This window comes from Achromobacter sp. JD417 (assembly GCF_041879325.1).
Classification (GTDB): domain Bacteria; phylum Pseudomonadota; class Gammaproteobacteria; order Burkholderiales; family Burkholderiaceae_B; genus Achromobacter; species Achromobacter mucicolens.
Genome location: NZ_CP087159.1, coordinates 5466337 through 5486530 on the forward strand (window position 1 = coordinate 5466337; position 20194 = coordinate 5486530).

15 protein-coding genes are annotated in these 20194 nt (G+C 67.3%); 6 read left to right on the forward strand and 9 right to left on the reverse strand.

The window, feature by feature from the left end; genetic code table 11:
• Positions 1-53: 53 nt before the first annotated feature.
• Positions 54-956: a LysR family transcriptional regulator gene (locus LN047_RS25145; protein ID WP_373980527.1), complete on the forward strand. Its 903-nt coding sequence runs from the start codon at positions 54-56 to the stop codon at positions 954-956.
• Between the two features lie 71 nt (positions 957-1027).
• On the opposite strand, the gene LN047_RS25150 is transcribed toward LN047_RS25145, so the two are convergent.
• The 3 genes from LN047_RS25150 to LN047_RS25160 all read right to left on the reverse strand — a co-directional run bounded on the left by LN047_RS25150 (position 1028) and on the right by LN047_RS25160 (position 7536).
• Positions 1028-2542 (reverse strand): argininosuccinate lyase, encoded by a 1515-nt coding sequence (locus LN047_RS25150; RefSeq protein ID WP_338616749.1) that lies wholly within the window; start codon positions 2540-2542, stop codon positions 1028-1030.
• Positions 2543-2717: 175 nt separating this feature from the next.
• Positions 2718-5255 carry an autotransporter outer membrane beta-barrel domain-containing protein gene (locus tag LN047_RS25155; RefSeq protein WP_373980528.1) on the reverse strand — a complete coding sequence of 846 codons (2538 nt, stop codon included), beginning with the start codon at positions 5253-5255 and terminating at the stop codon, positions 2718-2720.
• Positions 5256-5496: 241 nt separating this feature from the next.
• Positions 5497-7536, reverse strand: coding sequence for a 7TM diverse intracellular signaling domain-containing protein (locus LN047_RS25160; RefSeq protein WP_373980529.1), 2040 nt, complete (start codon positions 7534-7536; stop codon positions 5497-5499).
• Positions 7537-7614: 78 nt separating this feature from the next.
• Between LN047_RS25160 and LN047_RS25165 the strand changes: the two genes are divergently transcribed.
• Complete coding sequence (locus LN047_RS25165; RefSeq protein ID WP_056325018.1) at positions 7615-8313, forward strand: response regulator transcription factor; 699 nt, start codon at positions 7615-7617, stop codon at positions 8311-8313.
• Between the two features lie 39 nt (positions 8314-8352).
• Here the strand turns inward: LN047_RS25165 and LN047_RS25170 are convergent, their stop codons facing one another.
• The 3 genes from LN047_RS25170 to LN047_RS25180 all read right to left on the reverse strand — a co-directional run bounded on the left by LN047_RS25170 (position 8353) and on the right by LN047_RS25180 (position 12510).
• The gene (locus LN047_RS25170; protein WP_373980530.1) at positions 8353-10821 is read right to left on the reverse strand and encodes a TonB-dependent siderophore receptor; all 2469 of its coding nucleotides are present in this window, start codon (positions 10819-10821) and stop codon (positions 8353-8355) included.
• A gap of 139 nt (positions 10822-10960) precedes the next feature.
• Entirely contained in the window at positions 10961-11953 is a 993-nt protein-coding gene (locus LN047_RS25175; protein WP_373980531.1) for a FecR domain-containing protein, read from the reverse strand.
• Positions 11950-12510, reverse strand: coding sequence for a sigma-70 family RNA polymerase sigma factor (locus LN047_RS25180; RefSeq protein WP_373980532.1), 561 nt, complete (start codon positions 12508-12510; stop codon positions 11950-11952). The genes LN047_RS25175 and LN047_RS25180 overlap by 4 nt, the downstream gene beginning before the upstream one ends.
• A gap of 165 nt (positions 12511-12675) precedes the next feature.
• Between LN047_RS25180 and LN047_RS25185 the strand changes: the two genes are divergently transcribed.
• Together LN047_RS25185 and LN047_RS25190 are read left to right on the forward strand one after the other, a co-directional pair.
• A complete protein-coding gene (locus tag LN047_RS25185; RefSeq protein WP_179690402.1) occupies positions 12676-13551 on the forward strand; it encodes a LysR family transcriptional regulator in 876 nt (291 codons plus the stop codon).
• 174 nt (positions 13552-13725) lie between these two features.
• A complete protein-coding gene (locus tag LN047_RS25190; RefSeq protein ID WP_373980533.1) occupies positions 13726-15030 on the forward strand; it encodes a YbfB/YjiJ family MFS transporter in 1305 nt (434 codons plus the stop codon).
• A 38-nt stretch (positions 15031-15068) separates the two neighbouring features.
• Here LN047_RS25190 and LN047_RS25195 read toward each other — a convergent pair whose 3' ends face one another.
• The 3 genes from LN047_RS25195 to LN047_RS25205 all read right to left on the reverse strand — a co-directional run bounded on the left by LN047_RS25195 (position 15069) and on the right by LN047_RS25205 (position 18048).
• Positions 15069-15845, reverse strand: a complete 777-nt coding sequence (locus LN047_RS25195) for an SDR family oxidoreductase (RefSeq protein WP_175234710.1) — start codon at positions 15843-15845, stop codon at positions 15069-15071.
• Between the two features lie 61 nt (positions 15846-15906).
• Positions 15907-16821 (reverse strand): 3-keto-5-aminohexanoate cleavage protein, encoded by a 915-nt coding sequence (locus LN047_RS25200; RefSeq protein WP_373980534.1) that lies wholly within the window; start codon positions 16819-16821, stop codon positions 15907-15909.
• Positions 16822-16830: 9 nt separating this feature from the next.
• Complete coding sequence (locus tag LN047_RS25205; RefSeq protein WP_056325938.1) at positions 16831-18048, reverse strand: ABC transporter substrate-binding protein; 1218 nt, start codon at positions 18046-18048, stop codon at positions 16831-16833.
• Positions 18049-18195: 147 nt separating this feature from the next.
• Between LN047_RS25205 and LN047_RS25210 the strand changes: the two genes are divergently transcribed.
• A complete protein-coding gene (locus LN047_RS25210; protein WP_223573155.1) occupies positions 18196-18948 on the forward strand; it encodes a Crp/Fnr family transcriptional regulator in 753 nt (250 codons plus the stop codon).
• A 247-nt stretch (positions 18949-19195) separates the two neighbouring features.
• Positions 19196-20158, forward strand: a complete 963-nt coding sequence (locus LN047_RS25215; RefSeq protein ID WP_373980535.1) for a Bug family tripartite tricarboxylate transporter substrate binding protein — start codon at positions 19196-19198, stop codon at positions 20156-20158.
• Positions 20159-20194: the final 36 nt, after the last annotated feature.

Sequence of the window (20194 nt, forward strand, 5' to 3'; positions counted from 1 at the left end):
CGGCGCCATGCCAAATGTCAGCGCGCCGGCCGCCGGTGTGCTACGTTTGCCGCATGTCCACGCCCGACCTGAACCTTCTCATCACCCTGGATGCGCTGCTCGCGGAAGGCAGCGTGGCCGGCGCCGCCCGCCGGTTGCGCCTGAGTCCCTCCGCCATGAGCCGCGCGCTGGCGCGGCTGCGCGACGTAACAGGCGATCCGCTGCTGGTGCGCGCCGGGCGCGGATTGGTGCCCACGCCCCGTGCGCTGGCGCTGCGCGAGCAGGTCGGCGGGCTCGTCCGGGACGCGCAGGCCGTGCTGCGCCCCACCGAAACGCTGGATCCCGCGGCCCTCGTGCGCACCTTCACCCTGCGCGTCACCGACGGCTTCGTGGAGAACTTCGGCGCGCGGCTCCTGGCCCGCATCGACACGCAAGCGCCGGGCGTGCGGCTGCGCTTCCTGCAGAAACTGGACAAGGACAGCGCGCCGCTGCGCGACGGCGCCGTGGACCTGGAGACCGGCGTGGTGGGCCAGTCAGCCAGTCCCGAGTTGCGCACGCGCGCGCTGTTCCAGGATCGTTTTATCGGGGTCATGCGCGCGGGCCATCCGCTGGCCCGCGGCAACGTCACGCTGACGCGCTACGTGAACGCCCGCCACATTCTGGTGTCGCGCCGCGGGCGCGAATCCGGCCCGATCGACGAGGCGCTTGCGCAAGCCGGCCGCGCGCGGCATGTCGCCACGATTGCCAGCGGTTTTTCCACCGCGCTGGCGCTAGTGCGCGACACCGACCTGATCGCCACGGTGCCGGACAGGCACACTGCCGCGCTACGCGCGGGCATGCGCAGCTTTGCGCTGCCCTTCTCGATGACGCCCTTCACGGTGTCGATGCTGTGGCATCCCAGGATGGACGGCGATGCCGCCCATCGCTGGCTGCGCGGCTGCGTGCTGCAGGCCTGCGGGGGAGACGGGGCCGCCTAGGTGAAGCCGTCTAGGTGGGGCCGCCTAGGTGGGGCCGCCGAGGTGCGGCCCCAGGCGCGTTTCACCCGCCGCTACGGCTTCGGTGCGCTGGCCACCAGCGCGTCGAACTGCTTGTCCAGTTCCGCCAGCGAATCGCGGATGTGCGCGCGGCGCGCCTTGATCCACTTGTCCTGCGCGGCCAGCTGCTCGCGCGCCTCCTGGATCATGCGGTCCATCTCCTTGGGCTGCGGTCCGCCGCTGGTGGCACGGTTCTTCACGATGGCCACGGGATCCAGCGTCGCGCGGAACTCGGCTTCGCTCATCGGCAGGTCCGTGCCGTACTTGGAATCCTTCATGGCGTCGGCATAGATGCGACGCGCCTGTTCGTACGGAAAATCCAGCGGCTTGATGTTGTTGGCCTTGGCGTACGACACCACCTCGGACGCAAAATGATGGCCCGCGCGGAATGGCAGCTTGTATTTGTGCATCAGCACGTCCGCCAGTTCCTGCGAGGCCGTCCAGTCGCTGTTCAGCTCTTCCAGCGCGCGGTCCGGGCTGATGACCATCGCCTTGAGCACGCGGTCCCAGCGCTTGAGCGTAGAGATCGCGCTGTCGACCATCGCGGAATTCTGCTTCACGTCCTTGGGGTCGCTCATGCCCGGCGTGATGTTGTGCGTCTGCAGGACGGGTCCCATCGCCAGCGTCACGGCGGTGGAGGCATCGCTGCGCGTGTCGTTGAGCAGGCCCGGATTGCGCTTTTGCGGCATGGCGCTGGACACGTAGGTATTGCCGCCGCCCTCCTGCAGCAGGATCCACGGACGCGACTGGGCATACTGCGTCATCACGTCTTCGACGAAATTGCCGGTTCGCAGCGCGATGCTGGTGACGATGGACGCGACCTCGACCGGCTGGTCCATGGACGAGATCTGCGAGGCATCGTAGGCGTTGTCGACCAGCGCCTCGAAGCCCAGGTATTGCGCCATGCGCTTGCGGTCCAGCGGCCAGCTCGTGCCATTCAGCACGGTCGTGCCCATGGGCGAGCGGTCGATGCGCACGTAGGCCTCGCGGATGCGCTGCGCATCGCGCGCCAGTCCTGCCGCCTGACCCAGCAGGTAGTGTCCGTAACTATTGGGCTGCGCGGCCACGCCATTGGTGTAGTTGGGAACGATGGTGCCCGCATGCTTGGCGGCCAGCTCCACCAGCGTGGTCGACGTGGCGTTCAGCTGGTCGGCCAGTTCCAGCAGCTTGTCGCGCAGGATCGCGCTGCGATAGGTGGCGTGCATGTCCTGGCTGGAACGGCCCGCGTGCAGCAGGGTCACATCCTCGCCAGCGGCCTTGATCAGCAGCGGCTCGAAGGTGATGACCGTGGCCGGCCGCTTGGCGCCAGGCTGGTTGCCGTCGCTGATGACCTTGGCCACGCCGGCGGCGATTCGCGGCGCCATGGACTTGTCTAGCAGGCCCTCGTCGGTGTTGATCACCGCCGTGGCCTTGTTGATTTCTCCCAACCAGAAGAAGGGATCGCGGGGCGGGGATTGCTGCGCGGCGGCAGCGTTCGCGGCCAGCGATAGCACCAGGGCGGCGCCCAGGGTCGGAAGCATTTGTCTCATGGCGTTCTCGTTATAGGGGTGGCCAGACAGTGTATCGAAGCGCGATGCCGCCGGACACCCGGTATTGCACCGAGGCGCGGGCGCCTGGCACCTTGCCGGGCGACGACGGGCCCCGCACGAAAAAAGGCCGGCCTCCAAGAGGCCGGCCTTCGCATCCGATCAGAATCGAATCGCCTTAGAAGCGCCAGCTCACGTTGACCGTGCCGGTGTTCTGGCGGTTGCCGTCGCCGAACTGGCCCGAGTACGCCAGACCCAGCGTGGCGTTCTTGCTCATCGCCAGATCCACGCCCACTTCCATGACCGCCGCGTCACGCGCCAGCGGGTTGCCCGCGACGGTGAACGGCTGGCTGCCGTCGAACGACATCGTGGCTTCCGGGTTGAGGTCACCGTAAGCATGGCGCCAGCCCAGCATGCCGCGCAGGCGGCCCGCGTTGTCCTTCACGTCGAACGTCGTCTGTGCGCGCAGGCCCAGCGTGGTGGTGCCCACGTTGTTCGTGCTGCGCTTGCCGCTCAGCGCGGCGTCGCCGCCCGACTCCGAGAAGCCGCGGGTGCGCAGGTCGCTGAAGTCCGCGCCAAAGAACGGCTCAAGCGTGACGCGGTCGTTCAGCGGGATGGCGTAGCCCACGTCGGTGAAGACCTGGCCCGTGCTGGCGCTGTAGTCGGCCTTCAGCTCCTGGTACTGGCCCGCCGCGTTGATATTGCGCTTGCTGTCGATGTCGTGCCACGTGTAGGCCAGGCCGGCGGTGAAATTGATCTTGCCCGAGCCGGCTTCGAACGACTTGCCGCCGTACAGGATCGCGCTGTAGCTGTTCACGTCGGACTTGGCCGAGCGGTCGTCCACCGTGATGCGGCTATCGGTGTAACCGAACGCGCCACCCAGACGCCAGCCGTTGCCCACGCCATGATCGCCACCGACAAAGATGCCGACATCGCGTTCACGGGACTTGGCGACGTCGCCGTTGCCGTCCATCGTGCGCCAGTTGCCGAAGGCCTGCGCCCACAGCGGCTGCGCGTTCGAGCGCGGCAGCATGGAGGCATCGCCACGGCCGACCTGCGCCGTGGGGGGGCCGGCCACGAAACCGGCATTCATGTTGGCGCGCAGCTGTGCCGTAGGCAGGCTGGCGACGTTGTTGCTGACGTTCTGCATCGCCGACACGCTGCTGCCGAACGATTCGCCGGACAGGTCGGCAAACACGCCGGCCGGGGCGCCGTTGGGCAGGTTCAGGACCCGCGTGTACAGCGCGCTGGTCGTGGGCAGGCTTTGCAACGCGTTCGCGGCCGCACGCTGGTTGCCGGTCACGGCCAGGTCGGCGAATTCGATCGGGCGGGTGCCGCCGTTGCCGATGGGCGTGGGGGCCGGTTGGGTCGGCGTGGGCGCCGGCTCGGTCGGCGTGGGGGCCGGTTCCGTCGGCGTGGGAGTCGGCTCGGTCGGCGTGGGAGTCGGCTCGGTCGGCTTGGGATCCGGGTCGGTCGGCACTTGCTTCTTGTCGAGCGTCAGCACGACCTGGTTGCCTTGATGGCTGAGCGACGGTTGCAGGAAGGCCATGTCGCTGGTCGCGCTGTCGAAGTGGCCGTTCAGGGTGTTGGCCGACAGGATGGTGTAGGCCGTCGATTCGGCATACGTGCCGCCCGAACCCACGTGCACCACGGAGCCCGCCAGATTGGCCGTGCCGGTGACCTTGACGCGGTCGCTCTTGCCCTCGGCGGTGGCGTCGACGCGATAGGTCGAGCCCGGCTTGAAGGTCAGGTCGCCATTCACCGTGATGGTGCCGATCGGCGACGGCGGGGTGACGACAACCGGCGACATCGACATCATGAAGATGTGGTTCGACTGCGCCGCGGCGTTGGGCGACAGGGTCGAACCCGACTCCATCGTCGTCGGGCCGACTTCGCCGGAACCCGCCAGCGTGCCCTTCACGTTCACCAGGCCCTTCATGGTGTTGCCGTTCAGCGTCAGCGTCGCGGCCGGCGCGACGTTGATCTGGCCGACGCTGATCTTGGAGGTTGCCCCGAAGTCGCCATTGATGTTCATGATGGCGTCGGGGCCCACGACGCCACCCGTAATGGTGCCGCCGGTGATGTCCAGGGTGGACGTGCCAAGCATCACGTCACCGGCGATCGTGCCGGCGTTGACGATCGTCATCGGCGAACTGGCGCCGGCGACGTCAAGGGCAATGCCATCCATCTTGGGATTGATGACGCCGTTGTTGAGGATGCCGCCGGTGACCGTGCCGTCCGAGACAACGATGCCCGCGTCGATGCTTCCGTTGTTGATGATCTTGCCCAGGACCGTGCCCGAGGTGATCACTTCGATACCGACGCCCGAACTGTACTCGCCCGAAATCCGATATTCGTTGATGATGTCGCCCTTGACCATGGCGCCAGCCGAGATGCTGATACCGGCGCGATTGCTGGTCAGTTGCCGGGCGGCCTGGTTGATGATCGAGCCATTGACGGTCGATCCCTGCACCTTGATGCCGCCATTGGGGCTGAAGCGCATCGGCCACATCAAGCCATCGTTCACGACGTCGCCGTCCACGATCGTGCCGCCGACCAGGCTGATCGAGGTGTAATCCCCAACGTTGACAACGGTGGGCACACTACCCGCGTGGAGGATGTAGTCGGTGGGCTGTGCAAGCGCCGACGGGGCGGAAAACGGCAGGCTCAGGCTAAGCAAAGCGGCGAGGCGAGTAAGCGGAAAGCGGCGAGACATTTTGTAGTGACCATGTAAATTTCGTGTCTGAAATGTACCGATCATTGCAAAACGGAATCTGAGCGAATCTGAGCAACTTGTAATAGCTGCAGCCGTTTCTCGTGGAATAGGCGCAAATAGGCCCAAAAGACGGCGCTTTTCCCCCGTTTGAACCGTCGGCAGCCCGCGAAGGCTGGCGCGGAATGGATGCATTTACGCAACAATTGCCGCGCACGTCGCAATATTCGCGGCAGCGCCGCCTTCAGTCGGTTCGCAGGTGAGGCAAGGTAATGCAAAAGCGCACCGGCTCGACGCCCCCGGCCGCTTCCAGTGCCACCGAACCGCCCAGCCGCGCTGCGATGGAACTGACCAGATACAGCCCCAGTCCCGCCCCCGGATGCCGGGTGGCATTCTGCCCCCGATAGTATTTCTGAAACAGCCGTTCTTGCTCTCCGGCCGGAATGGCGCTGCCGGGATTGGAAACCGCAATGCGCAGCTGGTCCCCGTCCTCGCGCACCGACACGCTGACCGTCCCGCCCTCGGCGCAATGCCGGTCGGCATTGGCCAGCAGGTTGCGCAGCGCGATCCGCAGCAGGCCCGCGTCGCAGTCAAGCGTCCGGGTCTGCGTTTCGTAGGCGCACTGCACCCTGCCCGGCGGATACTCGCTTGCCAGATCCTGCAGCAGCGCGGGCAGGTCGCACCGGGTCAAGCGCAGTTCGGCGCGCGGCTCGCGCATGCGGTCATCGGTCAGGTATTCGTCCACCAGCGCCAACAGGCGCATGGCCGCATCGCGGATGTTGGCGCAGCGCGCCAGGCTCTTTTCCAGCGGTGCTGCAAGGTTGCGGCCCAATTGCTGGGCCGACGTCGTGATGATCGCCAGCGGGGTGCGGAACTCGTGCGACACCATCGCCACGAATTCGCGCTGCTCGGTGAACATCTGCCGTTCCTTTTCCAGCGAGGTGCGCAGTTCGCCTTCCAGCGCGACCCGGCGTTCGATCTCGCCCTGCATTTCTGCCGTGCGCAGGGCCACTTCGCGTTCCAGCCAATGACTGTGCTGGCGCGCGAGATCGGCCGCCAGGTTGGCCTGCTGCAATTCCCGGACGCGGCGCCGGCGCTCGTAGCGTCCCACGATGAACAGGCTGAGCAGCAGCATGTGCAGCATCGTGCCCAGCGTGGACACGTACTCGGTGAAGGCGTTGACCGGGAACACTCCCAGGTTGCGCAGGAAGGCGATCAGCACGCCCACGTAGAACACGCCAAACGCCAGCGCGAAAAAGCGCGCCGGCCGCCAGCCCCGCTTGAGCAGGTACGCGCCCAGAATGATGAACGCGATGATGACCAGCAGCCCCAGCGTCTGGATCGGCAGCATGCCGGCGCCATAATGCCCCGTCACGATCAGCGCCGAGCACACGGCGGCAATGCCCCAGAACAGCCAGTACAGGCCGCGCACCGCACGCGGGTACAGCGCTTCCAGATTCAACTGGCGGAACGCGACGCGCAGCGCCACCGGCAGGCTGACGGCAATGCCCACGCCCAGCAGGCGGTCGCTCCAGGCAACGGGCAGGCCCGTTAACTGCTGCACCAACCCCAGCGACAGCACCTCGTTGAAGACGCAATTGCCGATGTAGGCCAGGAACAGGCCGCTCATGGGCGCGCGCGTCACCAGCCAGAACGCGGCGTGCGCGCAGATCAGGAGCAGGTAAAAGCCGAAGTACAGCCCAAACAGCAGGCCTTCGCGGCGCGACTGGTTGTCGAACGCCAGCCGCTGCCAGACTTCCAGCCGCGTCGCCAGCGCGTTCTTGCTTTGAAGCCGCACCAGGATGACGTAGGCGCCGGGTTGCGATGGATTGAACTGGATCACGGGGCTGCGATAGTCCACCGGCCACTTGCGCCGCGCCAGATCCTCGCCGCTGCGCCCCAGCATCGTCCAGCCGCCGGCGTGGCCCACATAGATGCGCACGTCGTCCAGCAGCGAATTGCTCAGGCGCAGCATCCAGCCGCCGTGCATGACCTTGTCCACCTGCACGGGCAGGCGCAGCCAGATCGTCGCGGGCGTGAACCCCGCGCTCAGGCTGCCCGGCAGCGCGGTCCAGCCATCCGCGGCGGCCGCGTGCGCGACATCAAGCCCGCCATCGGGATCGATCAGCCGCTCAAGATGGCCGCTTGCGTCCTGCACGCGCTCCTGGCCATCCAGACGCAGCGGCTCGGCCCGCGCCGGCCCGGCCGCGGCCACAAGACCTGCGAAGAGGCAGGCCAGCAGCGCCAGCCACAGCGTGGCCCTGGAGTAACATTCCCGTTTCATCAATCGCAATTTACGCAGCATTCCCGTGCAACCCGGCAGATTACACCAGCCCTTCACGCTGCATTCCGCGGGCGCGCCATGCCCGAAGTGATCCTGCTCGAAGACGAACCCGTGCTGCGCCAGGAGCTCGGCGAGTTCCTCGAAGAGTTGGGGTACGCGCCTTCGTGCGTGTCCAGCCTGCAGGAATTCGACCAGCGCTTCGATCCCGGCCGCCACCATCTTGCCGTCATCGACATCGGCCTGCCGGACGGTTGCGGTCTGGACCTGATCCAGCGGCTGCGCCAGCAAGGCCAGCAGGTCGGCATCGTGGTGTTCAGCGCGCGCCAGACCGGCCGCGACCGGATTTCGGGCCTTGGCATGGGCGCCGATCACTACCTGGGCAAGGGCTGCGACCTGGACGAACTGGCCGCCACACTCGCCGCGCTGGTGCGCCGCCTGGGACTGCCCCAGCCGGGCCAGGATCAGCCGCTTCCCAGCTGGTTGCTGGAAATCGGCCCGCGCCGCCTGCACATTCCCGGCGCCGAGGCCATGCCGCTGTCGCAGCAGGACCTGACCGTGCTGCATGTCCTCATGAGCCAACCCGGCGAAAACATCAGCCGCCGCCAGATCGTCGAGGCGCTGGGCGCCGACTATCTGGAATACGACCAACGCCGGCTGGACACGCAAATGCGCCGGTTGCGCCGCCGCGTCGAAGCCCTGAGCGGGCAGACGCTGCCGGTCAAGACGCTGCGCAGCAGCGGCTACTGCTTTTATCAGTCAGCGCAGGTCAAGGGCTGATGGCCGGGCGCATCGTGGCCCGGCAACCGAAGGCCTGCCTCAGAACTCCGTGCTGACGGACAACAGCACCGTCAGCGGCGCGCCGACCGTCAGGCCCTCGCGCGCCGCCGACTGCCAGTAGTTCTTGTTCAGCACGTTCTCGACCATCGCGCGGATGACCACGGGCTTGCCGTTGGCGTTGAAGGCATAGCGCGCGCCCACGTCGAACCGCGTCCAGCCCGGGATCTCCTGCGTGTTGGCGACGTCGACGATCTGCGAGCTGGTGCGCAGCATCCGCGCCGTCAGCGTGAGGCCCGGCACGAACGGCGTGTCCCATTCGGCCGACGCGTTGAACTGCAGGCGTGGCACGGCGGGCGCGCGGTTGCCGTCGTTCACGCCGCCTTCCGTGCGCGTCAGACGCGCATCCGTGTAGGCCACGCCGCCCAGCAGCCGCACGCCGCGGGCCGGCTCGCCCTGCACCAGGAACTCCAGGCCGCGATTGCGCTGCTTGCCGTCGGACACGTACCGCAGGGAGGCTGGATCCAGGTAGCTGCTGGGGCGCTCGATCTGGAACGCGCTGAGGGTGGTTTCGAACTGGCCGAAGTCGTACTTGGCGCCCACTTCGAACTGCTTGGAGATTTCCGGCGCAAACACTTCACCGGCGTTGACGGCCCCTTGGGGCGCGGTCCCGCCCTGGCTCAGCCCTTCGATGTAGTTGCCGTACAGCGACAGGCGCTCGGTGGGCTTGACGGTCAGCGCGAACGCCGGCGTGACGGCGGACTCGTCGTAGTTCGACGTCTGGCGGCCGCTCATCGCGTCAAAGTTGGTGGACTCCACGCGCTGGTGCCGCACGCCCGCGATGAACTGCACGCGGTCGTCGGCCAGGGAGATCGTATCGGCCAGCGCAATGCTGTACAGCCGCGAATCGCTGACACGGGGCAGATCCGACGGACGCGCGATGTTCGGTTTGGCAAGGTCGACGGGGTTGTAGATGTTGGAGAACACCGTGCTGGACCGGATCCGCGCCGCCGAATAGTCGATATCCAGCACGCTGGCGCTCAGCGCCGGCTCGTGCTTGAGCGGGCCGGTCTGCACGCGGCCGCGCACACCCACCTCGCCCGTCTTGCTGATCAGCGATTCGTTCAGGCGGGCCGGCACCGCGCCGATGTCGCCCGCTTCGTTCAGCATGAGCCAGCTGGTCTGCATGCTTTCGAAATCATGCTTGCGCGCACCCACCGCGCCATAAACGGTCCAATCGGGCGACACGTCGTATTCGGCGCGCAGCGCGCCCGACCATTCCTTGGTTTTCCAGTAGGTCCACGACGGAAAGAAATTGCGGCGCGCGTCCGGCGCCCGGCCGATATCGACGCCGGAAGGCGGCGGGAACAGGAGGCCGCTGCGCGCATCGGTGGTGCGGTTCTGATAGTTGATGTCGCCTTCCAGGCGCAGGCGCTCGCCCTGGTAGTCCAGGCCCAGCGCCACCGCGCCCAGGTCTTCCTTGGACCCGTCCATCGGCAGGTCGCCGCCGCTGCCCGCCACGTTCAGGCGCACGCCCCACTCCTGGCTCTCGCCATAGCGGCGCGACAGGTCGGCGTGCGCGCCGAACTGGCTGTCGCTGATGTAGGACACGGTAAAGCGGTTCAGCGGATCGGCGCCCGCGCGCTTGGGCACGAGGTTGATGGAACCGCCCACCGATCCATACGGCGCCATGCCGTTCAGCAGCGCGTTGGGACCGCGCAGCACTTCCACCCGCTCCACGCCGATCAGCGAGCTCGAATTGCGCGGCGACACGCCGTACAAGCCGTTGAACGACACGTCGTAGTTGAACAGCGTGAAGCCGCGGATGTTGAACTCGTCGCGTCCCGCGCCGCGCGAATAGGTATTGCGTACGGTCGGGTCGTTGACCAGCACGTCGCCGATGTTCTGCGCCTGCTGATCCTCGATCAGCTTGGCGGTGTACTGCGTTGCGCTGAACGGCGTGCTCATGTCGTCGCGGTCGCCCAAGAGGCCCAGGCGCCCGCCCCGCGCCACCTGGCCGCCGGCGTAGACGGGCGGCAGGCCGCTGTACAGGCTTGAGGCCGTCACGGTCACCGGTTCCAGCGTCGTGGCCTGCGCGGTGGGCACGAGGCTCAGCCGGTACTGGTTCGGCGCCTCGCGCGTGGCGCGCAGTCCCGTTCCGGCCAGCGCCCGGTCCAGGGCCTCGTGGCTGGTGTAGCGGCCCCGCACGCCGTTGCTCTGGCGGTCGGCCACCAGCGACGGCTGGGCGGCCAACAGAATGCCGGACTCGTTCGCCAGCCGCGTCAGCACCTGGTTCAGCGGCGCGGGCGCAATGTCGAAGGTGAAAAGATCGGCCACGCCAGCCGCGGCGGGCGCCGCCTGCGCGTGAGCGGGCGGCCCCCAGACGGCGGACATGGCCATCGCCAGGGCCAGCGGCAAGCCCCAGGACGGGATTCGCCCGCGGCGGCGGGCCAGGGCGCGCGCGGGGGTCACGGGGAAGGCCGCGGCGGGGCAGGAATGACGGTGGGACATGACGGGACCAGTGCTCTCGTGCGTAGGGTTCGGGAAGTCAGAGCGGCGCGCCGGCCCCGCGGATGGCAGGGCGCGAGCGTCTCTTACTCTCCTTATTCGAACGAGCCGGCAAAACCCGGAACCGTTTCGCGGATTTTTTTCAGGCCCGCGCTTCGAGGCTGATCCACCAGGGCATCGTGCGGCGCACGTGGACCGGCAGCACCGAGGCCAGCATGTTCAGCGCGCGGTCCGTTTCGCGGATGGGATAGCTGCCAAAGACGTGCAGGCCGGCAACGTCAGGCGCCACGGCCAGGTGGCCGAAGTGATACCGGCGCAATTCGGCCACCACATCGGCCAGCGGCGTGTCGTCGGCCACCAGCACGCCGCGCGTCCAGGCCTCGCGCGCCGGATCCGCGGGCACGAACCCGTCCAGCGCGTTCGCGGTGAACCTAGCCTGCTGCCCCGCCGCCACGATGCCGCTGGCGCGGCTGGCCGCCGTGTCGATCCGGACGGCCCCTTCATGCACGGCGACCACCACGCCATTGTCCTCGTCGCGCACCGTGAAACGCGTGCCCAGCGCCTGCAGGCGCCCCTGGGCGGTGTCGACCACAAAGGGACGCAGGGGATCCTTGGCGGTATCGATCAGCAGTTCGCCGGCGACCAGCTGCAACCGGCGCAGCGTGGCGCCATAGTCGACATCGAACGCGCTGAGCGCCTTCAACCAGACCTGGGTGCCGTCCTCCAGGGCGATTTGCCGGGTTTCGCCCAGTCCCGCCCGATGGTCCGCGCCCCAGGTCGAGGCGACAAGCGGCAGCGGCGTCTGCCGCCACGCCGTCCATCCCAGCCCCGCCATGCCCAGCGCGCCCGCCATGCCCAACAGCAGTTGGCGGCGCGCGCGCGGCCGGGCCGCCGCGGCTTGCCCGAACGCCGTCACGGCGGCGTCCCGGTCCGGACTGGATTGCAGGGGAGAAAAGCGGCGGCCGATGCGTTCGACGTAACCCCAGGCTTCACGGTGCTCTGCCGCGCGGTCGATCCATTGCTGCCATTGCTGGCGTTCGGCGGCCGACGCATCGCCCGACCGCAGCAGCGCATACCATTCGGCGGCCTGCTCCATCGCGCAATGGGAGGGCTCGCGCGCTTGCGCGGCGGTCATGGGGCCGCCACCTGCGGCATCGACGGCTCGCCCGCCATCCCCGACGCCACCCGCGCTTCCAGCTTCATGCAGCTCAGCATGGCCTGCGCGACATACTTGCGGACCATGCGCGAGGACACGCCCAGCACGTCGGCCACTTCCTGGTCGGTCATCTCGCACGCCACCGCCATCACGAAGGCGTGGGCGGTCTTGGGCGGCAGTCCGCGCAACATGGCGTCGATCTCGCCCAGCGCCTGCAGCACCATGGCCTGGTCTTCGGCCGACGACACCGTGGGTTCCGGCTGCGCCGCCAGGGCGTCCAGCCAGGCTTGCTCCAGGTCGCGGCGGCGCCACAGGTCGATGCACATGCCGTTGGCCATCCGGCGCAGATAGGTCCTGGCATGCCGGGCGTTGTCGAACTTGCACGGGCGCGTCAAAAGGCGCACGAACGCGTCGTGCGCCAGGTCGGCGGCATCGGCCGCATTGCCCAGGCGCCAGTTCACCCAGGCCAGCAGCCAGCCGTGATGATTGCCGTACAGGCTTTCGAAGTCCTGGGATGCCCCTTCCGATCCGCTCACGATCCCGCCCGCGACACCCTCCGCATTGACAATAATGCGAACGGTTATCAGTTAACAAAGCGCAGATTATGGACCGGGGCGGCGGGATTTGGCAACGGGGTTTGGGCGATAATTCCGCTGCCCTGACGGGCCTGGCGATGTCGGCGCACAGCCGCGAAGGAAGCAATGAACTGGGACGATGCGAGGATCTTTCTGGCGCTGCAACGAGAAGGAACGCTGCGACGCGCCGCGCGCGTGGCTGGCGTCGACCAGGCCACGATCGGACGGCGCATCGCCACACTGGAACACACCCTGGGCGCGACGCTGTTCCTGCGCAGTTCCTCCGGTTACACGCTGACGCCCACGGGCGAAAGCGTCCTGCGCGCCGCCGAGCGCATGGAGCAATTCGCCCATGACCTGGTACGGCAGGCCCAAGGCACCGACGGACGGCTCGAAGGCGAGGTCAAGGTCGCAACGACCGACTCGCTGGCCATGGAGTTCGTCATACCGGCCATCGCAGCGCTGCACGCGCAGCACCCCGCCGTGCGCGTCCGCTTGAGCGTGTCGACCCAGATGGCCAATCTTGCACGCCGAGAGGCCGACATCGCCATCCGCAACGTCAAGCCCGACAACCCGGATCTCGTCGCGCGCCAACTGGCGCGCTGGCCGGTGGGCCTGTACGCCAGCGAACAATACCTGGAACACCGGGGCGCCCCGTCCGAAGGCGAGGGCCTGCAAGGACATGACCTGGTGTACTACCAGCCCTATCTCGAAGGCGGCCGTGCGCCCACCATCGTCGGCGAACCGGCCCAAGCCGGCTGCATCGTGGCCACAGCCAATTCCAGCCTGATGCTGCGTGCCATGATCGCCGACGGAATCGGCATCGGCGAATTGCCCGTGCCCATGGCCGAGCGCGGCGGACTCGTCCGCCTGTGGCCCGCGCGCGAACGCGCGGGCGGCTTCCCGGTGTGGCTGGTGACGCACCAGGACCTGAGGCACACGGCCCGGGTACGGGCATTCATCGACGCCGTGGCGAACCAGTTCGATCCGCCGCATCAATAGGCGGCGATTGCCGGCGTCCCAGCCGTGCGGCCGCCCCCCAAAAGCCAGCGGCGGCAATCGCTGCATTTTTGCATTACTGATAATGCAAATTGCTGCGTGATCGCAGCACCAGGGCTACCTATACTTTTTCGCAGGCCGGTCGGTTTACCCGGCATTCGAAGCGTGAGGTTCCCCATGTCGCATCCATCCGCCGCCGCGCCCTCCGCGGCAACCCCTCCCGTGGCGGCGCCGCCCGGGACAGCAACCTTTGCCTGGCGATATGTTCTTGCCGGGTTCGCCGCCAGCCTGGCCAGCATCGGCCTGGCCCGCTTTGCCTACGCGCCGCTGGTGCCCGCGCTGATCCAGGCACACTGGTTCTCATCGTCCAGCGTGGTGTTCCTGAGCGCCGCCAACCTGACCGGCTACCTCATCGGTGCGCTCATCGGCCAGCCCTTGGCGCGACGCTCTTCCAGCACGCAGGTCCTGCGCGTCATGATGGCGCTCGTCACGCTGGCCTTCGCGGCGTGCAGCCTGCCGCTGTCGATCAGCTGGTTCTTCGGTTGGCGCCTTGCCTCGGGAATTGCGGGCGGCGCCATCATGGTCCTGGCCGCGGCGACGATCCTGCCGCACGTGCCGCCTGAACGGCGCGGCCTGGCAGGCGGTGCCATCTTCCTGGGCATCGGCGTCGGCATCGCAGGCTCCGGCACGGTGGTGCCCTGGCTGCTTGCCATGGGCCTGCAGGCGGCTTGGCTGGGTCTAGCCGCCATCTCTGCCGCGCTGACGTTGCTGACCTGGCACGCGTGGCCGGCGCATGGTCCCGCGTCGCGCCGGTTGGCGGACGCGGTGCCGGGCACACCGGTCACGGCCCGCCAGCGTTCCGATCCTCGCGCCGGCGTGATCCTGCTGTTCGGCCAGTATGGGCTGATGGCAGTGGCGCTTGTCCCGGCCATGGTCTTTCTGGTTGACTTCGTCGAGCGCGGACTGGGCGCGGGCGCCGCGGCCGGCGCGCGCTTCTGGATTCTCTACGGCGTCGGCGCCATGATGGGGCCGCCGCTCTATGGTTGGCTGGGCGATCGGCTTGGCCCGCGCCAAGCCCTACGCATCGTGCTGGCCGTGCAGGCAGTGGCGATGGGCGTTCTGAGCGTCAGCCACCATCCCGCAGGGCTGGGCGCCGCCGCGCTGGTGGCGGGTACCTTTCCTCCCGGCATCGTGCCGCTCGCGCTGGCGCGAATCCACGACCTGATTCCGCACGATGCCTTTGCGCAGAACCGGGCCTGGAGCCGCGCAACGGTCAGTTTTGCCACTTTCCAGGCGCTGGCCGGCTACGGCTACTCGGCCGTGTTCAGCGCAAGCGGCGGACAGCACCGGACGATGTTCGCCATCGGCACGGCGGCGCTGGTCATGGCGGTACTGGCCGAAGCCGGCGCGGTGGAAAGGACGATTGCCCGGATGCTGCAAGGCCGCCGCAAGCCTTGCGGCCCCGCGCCTGACTGCCCCTGACACGCAACGCCCGGCGCTTGCCGGGCGCGCACCCAGCTTCACCCCAGATACTCCACGTTCCCGCACACGGAAATACTCTGCCCGCTGATCATCGCCCCTTGATCCGAACACAGGAACACCACCTGATTCGCCACGTCTTCCGGACGGGTCATGCGACGCAGCGACACCTTTTCCACAAGCTGTTCGCGCATCGCCTCGCTACTGACCCCGCCGGCCTCGGCGCGAGCCGCGATGATGCGCTCGACCCGGTCGCCCGACACGACGCCCGGCAGCACGGAATTGACGCGGATGTTCGACGGCCCCAGTTCCATCGCCCAGGTCTGCGTCAGCCCGGCCAGCCCAAATTTGCTGGCGCTGTACGGCGAGCGCAGCGAAAACCCCAGCCGCCCCGCCACCGACGAGATGTTGACGATGGCGCCGCCGCCCGCGGCACGCAGCAGCGGCACCGCGCTGCGCGCGCACAGGAACGTGCCCGTCAGGTTGACGTCCAGCGTGTTGCGCCACGCGTCCAACGTGGTGTCTTCCAGACGGCTGGTCGGCCCGGATACGCCCGCATTGTTGACCAGCACATCCAAGGCGCCCCACCGCGCGCCCAGCGCCTCGAACATCGCCAGCACCTGCGATTCGTCAGACACGTCCGTCCGGCTGGCGCTCAAGGCGGGCAGGTTTTCCCGCGCTGCCTGGAGCGACTGTTCATCCACGTCGCAGATATGCACGTCGGCGCCCAGATCGAGGAACCTGCGCGCGATCGCCAGCCCGATGCCCTGCGCGCCCGCCGTGACCAGTACGCGGGCGCCTTTCAATGATTCGGTCATGTCCCTTCCCGATGATGAATGGCGGCGGCGCGGCCCTGCGCCGCACCGCCTGACGGTTGCGTCAAAGCGCGAACTCCGGGCGGATGCCGCTTTTCAGCGGCAGGCCCATGATTTCGCGCGCCTCGGCGGGCGTGGCGGGCTCCATGTCCATGTCGCGGATGATGCGCACGATGCGCTCGGTCAGCTGCACATTGGTGGCCAGCTCGCCGTGCCGGTAGTACAGGTTGTCTTCCAGCCCGACGCGCGCGTGGCCGCCCAGCAGCAGCGCGCTGATGTTGGCCTCCAGTTGCGACGGCCCGATACCGCTTACGCAGAAGACGCTGTTCCTGGGCAGCAGGTCCACCATCATCTGCAGATGCCGCGGCGAAAACGGCATGGCGTTCTGGAAGTTGCGATGCACATTCATGACCAGGTTGATGAAGTGCGGGCCTTCGTCCAGGTCCTCGTTGATGAGCGTGGTCACGTCCTGCAGGATATGCGTGGGGCTGAACACCTCCCACTCTGGCTTGATGCCGCGCGCCTTCATGCCGGCCGCCAGCTCGCGCCCCTTGCTGAGCGGCGTGTTCATCAGGTATTCGCGGTCGCCGAACGCCAGGTTCAGCGTGGTGGCGTCCAGCGTGCACATCTCGGCGCCCGCATCCATGCCCTTCAGACGCTCCTCCCACAGGATCTCCCACGTGCCGGGCGACGTCTCGGCCACCATGTCGCCGTGCACGCCGCCGCCGGTGGAGTTGTTCAGGACGATGTCGCACCGCTCCCGGATAAGCTGGTTCATCTTCCGGTACACGTTGGCATCGCACGTCGCCAGGTCATCCGCGCGCCGCGCATGCAGCGCCACGACGCTTGCCCCGGCGTTGTAGCAGCGGTAGACATCCTCTGCGATCTCCGCGGGTTGCGTCGGCAGGTGCGGATTCTGCGTCTTCAAGGCCATGCCCCCAGTCGGGGCGATGGTCACGATCACTTTGCGTTTGGCCATGCCGTTCTCCTAGGATTTCCACAGCGCGCAGCGGCTTTCTGACTGCTTCGTGAAGGCCTCGTTGCCGTCGATGGCCTGCACCACCGTGAAGTAATCCCAAGGCTCTTTCGACTGGTCCGGGCGCTTGACCTGCAGCAGGTACATGTCGTGCACGACGCGGCCATCGGGACGCACGACGCCGTCCTTGATGTAGATGTCGTTCAGCTTGTTTTCGCGCAGGTAAGCCAGCACCTTGTCCGCGTCGTCCGTGCCGGTTGCCTTGACCGCGCGCAGGTACTGCAACGCCGCCGAATAGTCGGCCGCCTGCAAGGACGACGGCATGGCCTGGCGGCGCTCGAAGAACTTGCGCGCCCAGGCGCGCGTTTCGTCCGACGCGTTCCAGTACCAGCTGTCGGTCAGGTACATGCCCTGCGCGGCCGGCAGGCCCATGGCATGGATATCGTTGATGAACATGATCATGCCCGCCAGCTTCATCGTCTTGGTGATGCCGAACTCGTTCGCGGCCTTGATCGAATTGGTCGCGTCCGCGCCGGCATTGGCCAGCGCCAGGATCTCCGCCTTGCTGCTTTGCGCCTGCAAGAGGAACGACGAGAAATCGCTGGCGGCCAGCGGATGCTTCACACTGCCTACAACCTTGCCGCCGCCCGCCTCGACGACCTTGGTGGTGTCGGCCTGCAGCGCGTGTCCAAAGGCGTAGTCGGCCGTCAGGAAGTACCAGCTCTTGCCGCCCGTCTTGACCACCGCCGCGCCGGTGCCGCGAGCCTGCGCCACGGTGTCGTACGCGTAGTTCAGCGTGTAGGGCGTGCACTGCTCGTTCGTCAGCGCGGGCGCGCCGGCGCCCACCACGATGATGGGTTTCTTCTTGTCGGCCGCCACCTTGGACATGGCCAGCGCCGTGCTGGAATTGGTGCCGCCGATCAGCATGTCCAGACCGCGCTGGTCGAACCATTCGCGCGCCTTGGCCGAGGCCACGTCGGCCTTGTTCTGATGGTCTGCCGTCAACAATTCGATCTTCTTGCCGTCGATCTGGCCGCCCATTTCCTCGATCGCCATCTTGATGGCTTCCGCGCCGCCGGGGCCGTCAGGGCCCGAGTAGACGCCGGACATGTCGGTAATGAATCCGATGCGGATCACGTCGTCCGAAATTTGCGCCTGCGCGGCCGTGGCGGGCAGCAGCGTGGCGGACAGGGCGCCGGCGATGGCGGTGGCGGACAGCAGGCGTGGCATTGACAACATACCGGTCTCCTCTTATGGTTTTTGGCCCGTGGGCGCCAAACATTCTGCGGTCCGGCTGCCCTTGCGGACAGTCATCACGTTGACAAAGAATCCTAGGGTTTACCTGGGCCGCATCCCACCTCCAGACAGGGAACGAACATGCGCGAACCGCCTGCCCTGGCGGGCAACGACGTGTCGAACGCAAGCCGCCGGCCGGCGCGCAGCGCGGTCGACAAGATGCTCGACGTGGTGCCCTGGTACAAGGGCCTGCCGGAACTCGAGCGCGACGTGGTGCGCGCTGAGCTGCGAACGGTGTCCCTGGCGGCCGGCGAATACCTGTTTCGCGCCGGATCGCGGTCGCCCGGCTGGTATGGCGTGGTCGAAGGGCTGGTGAAGTGGTCGTCACCCGGCACCGACGGCCGCACGCTGTCGCTGGCCGGCTTCAGCACGGGCAGCTGGTTCGGTGAAGCCACCATGATCCGCCGCGAGCGCTTCGAATACGAAGTCGTTGCCCTGCGGCCCAGCCGTATCGTGATCCTGCCGCGCGACACCTGCGAACGCCTCTGGAACAACAACATCGAATTCACCAAGGCGCTGATGACGCACCTGGCGCAGCGGGTCAACTGGCTGATGGGCTGCTACACGGGCAACGTGCTGCTCGACGTCGACACCACCGTCGCGCGCGCCGTCGCCGCGCAGCTGGATGCCGAGGTCCATTCGGGAACGCAGGGCCGGTTGCGGATCTCGCAGGAAGAAATCGCCGGCCTGTGCGGCGTCTCGCGCCAACGCTGCAACGCCGCGCTGACCCGGCTGGCGCGCGAGGGTGTCCTGCAAACGCATTACGGCGGATTGACGGTGCTGGACAAGGAGGCGCTGTACCGGTGCGCAAAGATCAGCCGCGATCCGGCATAATGCCGGTCACGCGCGCCGCCCGCCGCAAGAAGACGATGCCGCCGCAAGCCGCAATATTGCTGGCTTCGCAGAACAGTTCTGCAGATCGATGGGGTAATCGCCCGGTCCGATAAAAATTATCATCGGCTATGAGACAACCCCAGGCCGGACACTGATTCCGGCCGACCCAGCCGCCAGCGTCAAAACAGAAGAACCGGCCCGCGGAAGGCACGGTCCCGCATGGCGGCGGGAACCTGGAGAGAGACAGATGCGCAAGCTCACCCGCCGCGGCTTTATCGCGGCCGGCACCCTCATGATGTTCGCCCGTCCGTTGCGGGCCGCGGCCAAGCCCGTGACCCTGATCGTGCCCTATGCAGCGGGCGGCCCCAACGACAATTTCGCGCGCCTGCTAGCCGAAGGCATGGGCGCCGAACTGGGCATCAACTTCATCGTCGAGAACAAGCCCGGCGCCAACGGCATCATCGGCGCCTCGCAGGTTGCGCGCGCGCCCGCCGACGGCAGCATGCTGCTCATGGGCGGTTCCGGCCCCCTATCCCTGAACATCCTGCTGCGCCCCAGCCTGAACTACAGCTTCGACAGCTTCAAATCCGTCGCCATGATGTTCGACGGTCCGCTTACGATCACCGTGCCCGCGAAGATGGGCGTCAATTCCCTGGCGGAACTGGTCGCCTATGCAAAACGCGAGAACCGCACGCTTACTTACGGCTCGCTGGGCCCGGGCAGCGTCACCGACCTGTACGGGCTGATCATGTCCAAGACCCTGGGCATCCCGCTGACCGCCGTGCCTTACAAAAGCACGCCCACCAGCCTGATCGACCTCATCACCGGGCGCAACGATCTTTCCTACATGACGCCCATCGCCCTGGCCGACCACCAGAAGGCCGGCGCGGTGAAGATCCTGGCGCTGACCACCGACCAGCGCGATCCGGCGCTGCCGGAAGTGCCCTGCGTGACGGAACTGGGTTATCCCCAGCTCAAGGCCAGCTACTGGACCGCGCTGCATGCGCCCAAGGGCACCCCGGAAGCGATCGTGCAGTCCTATTCGGCCGCCGCCATCAAGACCGTCCAATCCGAGAGCTTCCGCAAGCTGCTCGTGGCCAACGGCCAGACCGAGAAAGCCGGCGGCCCGCAGGCGCTGGAAGCCCAGCTGGAAGCCGACCGCCAATACTGGGGCAAGGTCATCAAGGAAAACGGCATCGTCCTCGATTGAACCTGCGGGCGCTGGCGCAGCGCCCGCGCATCCTTT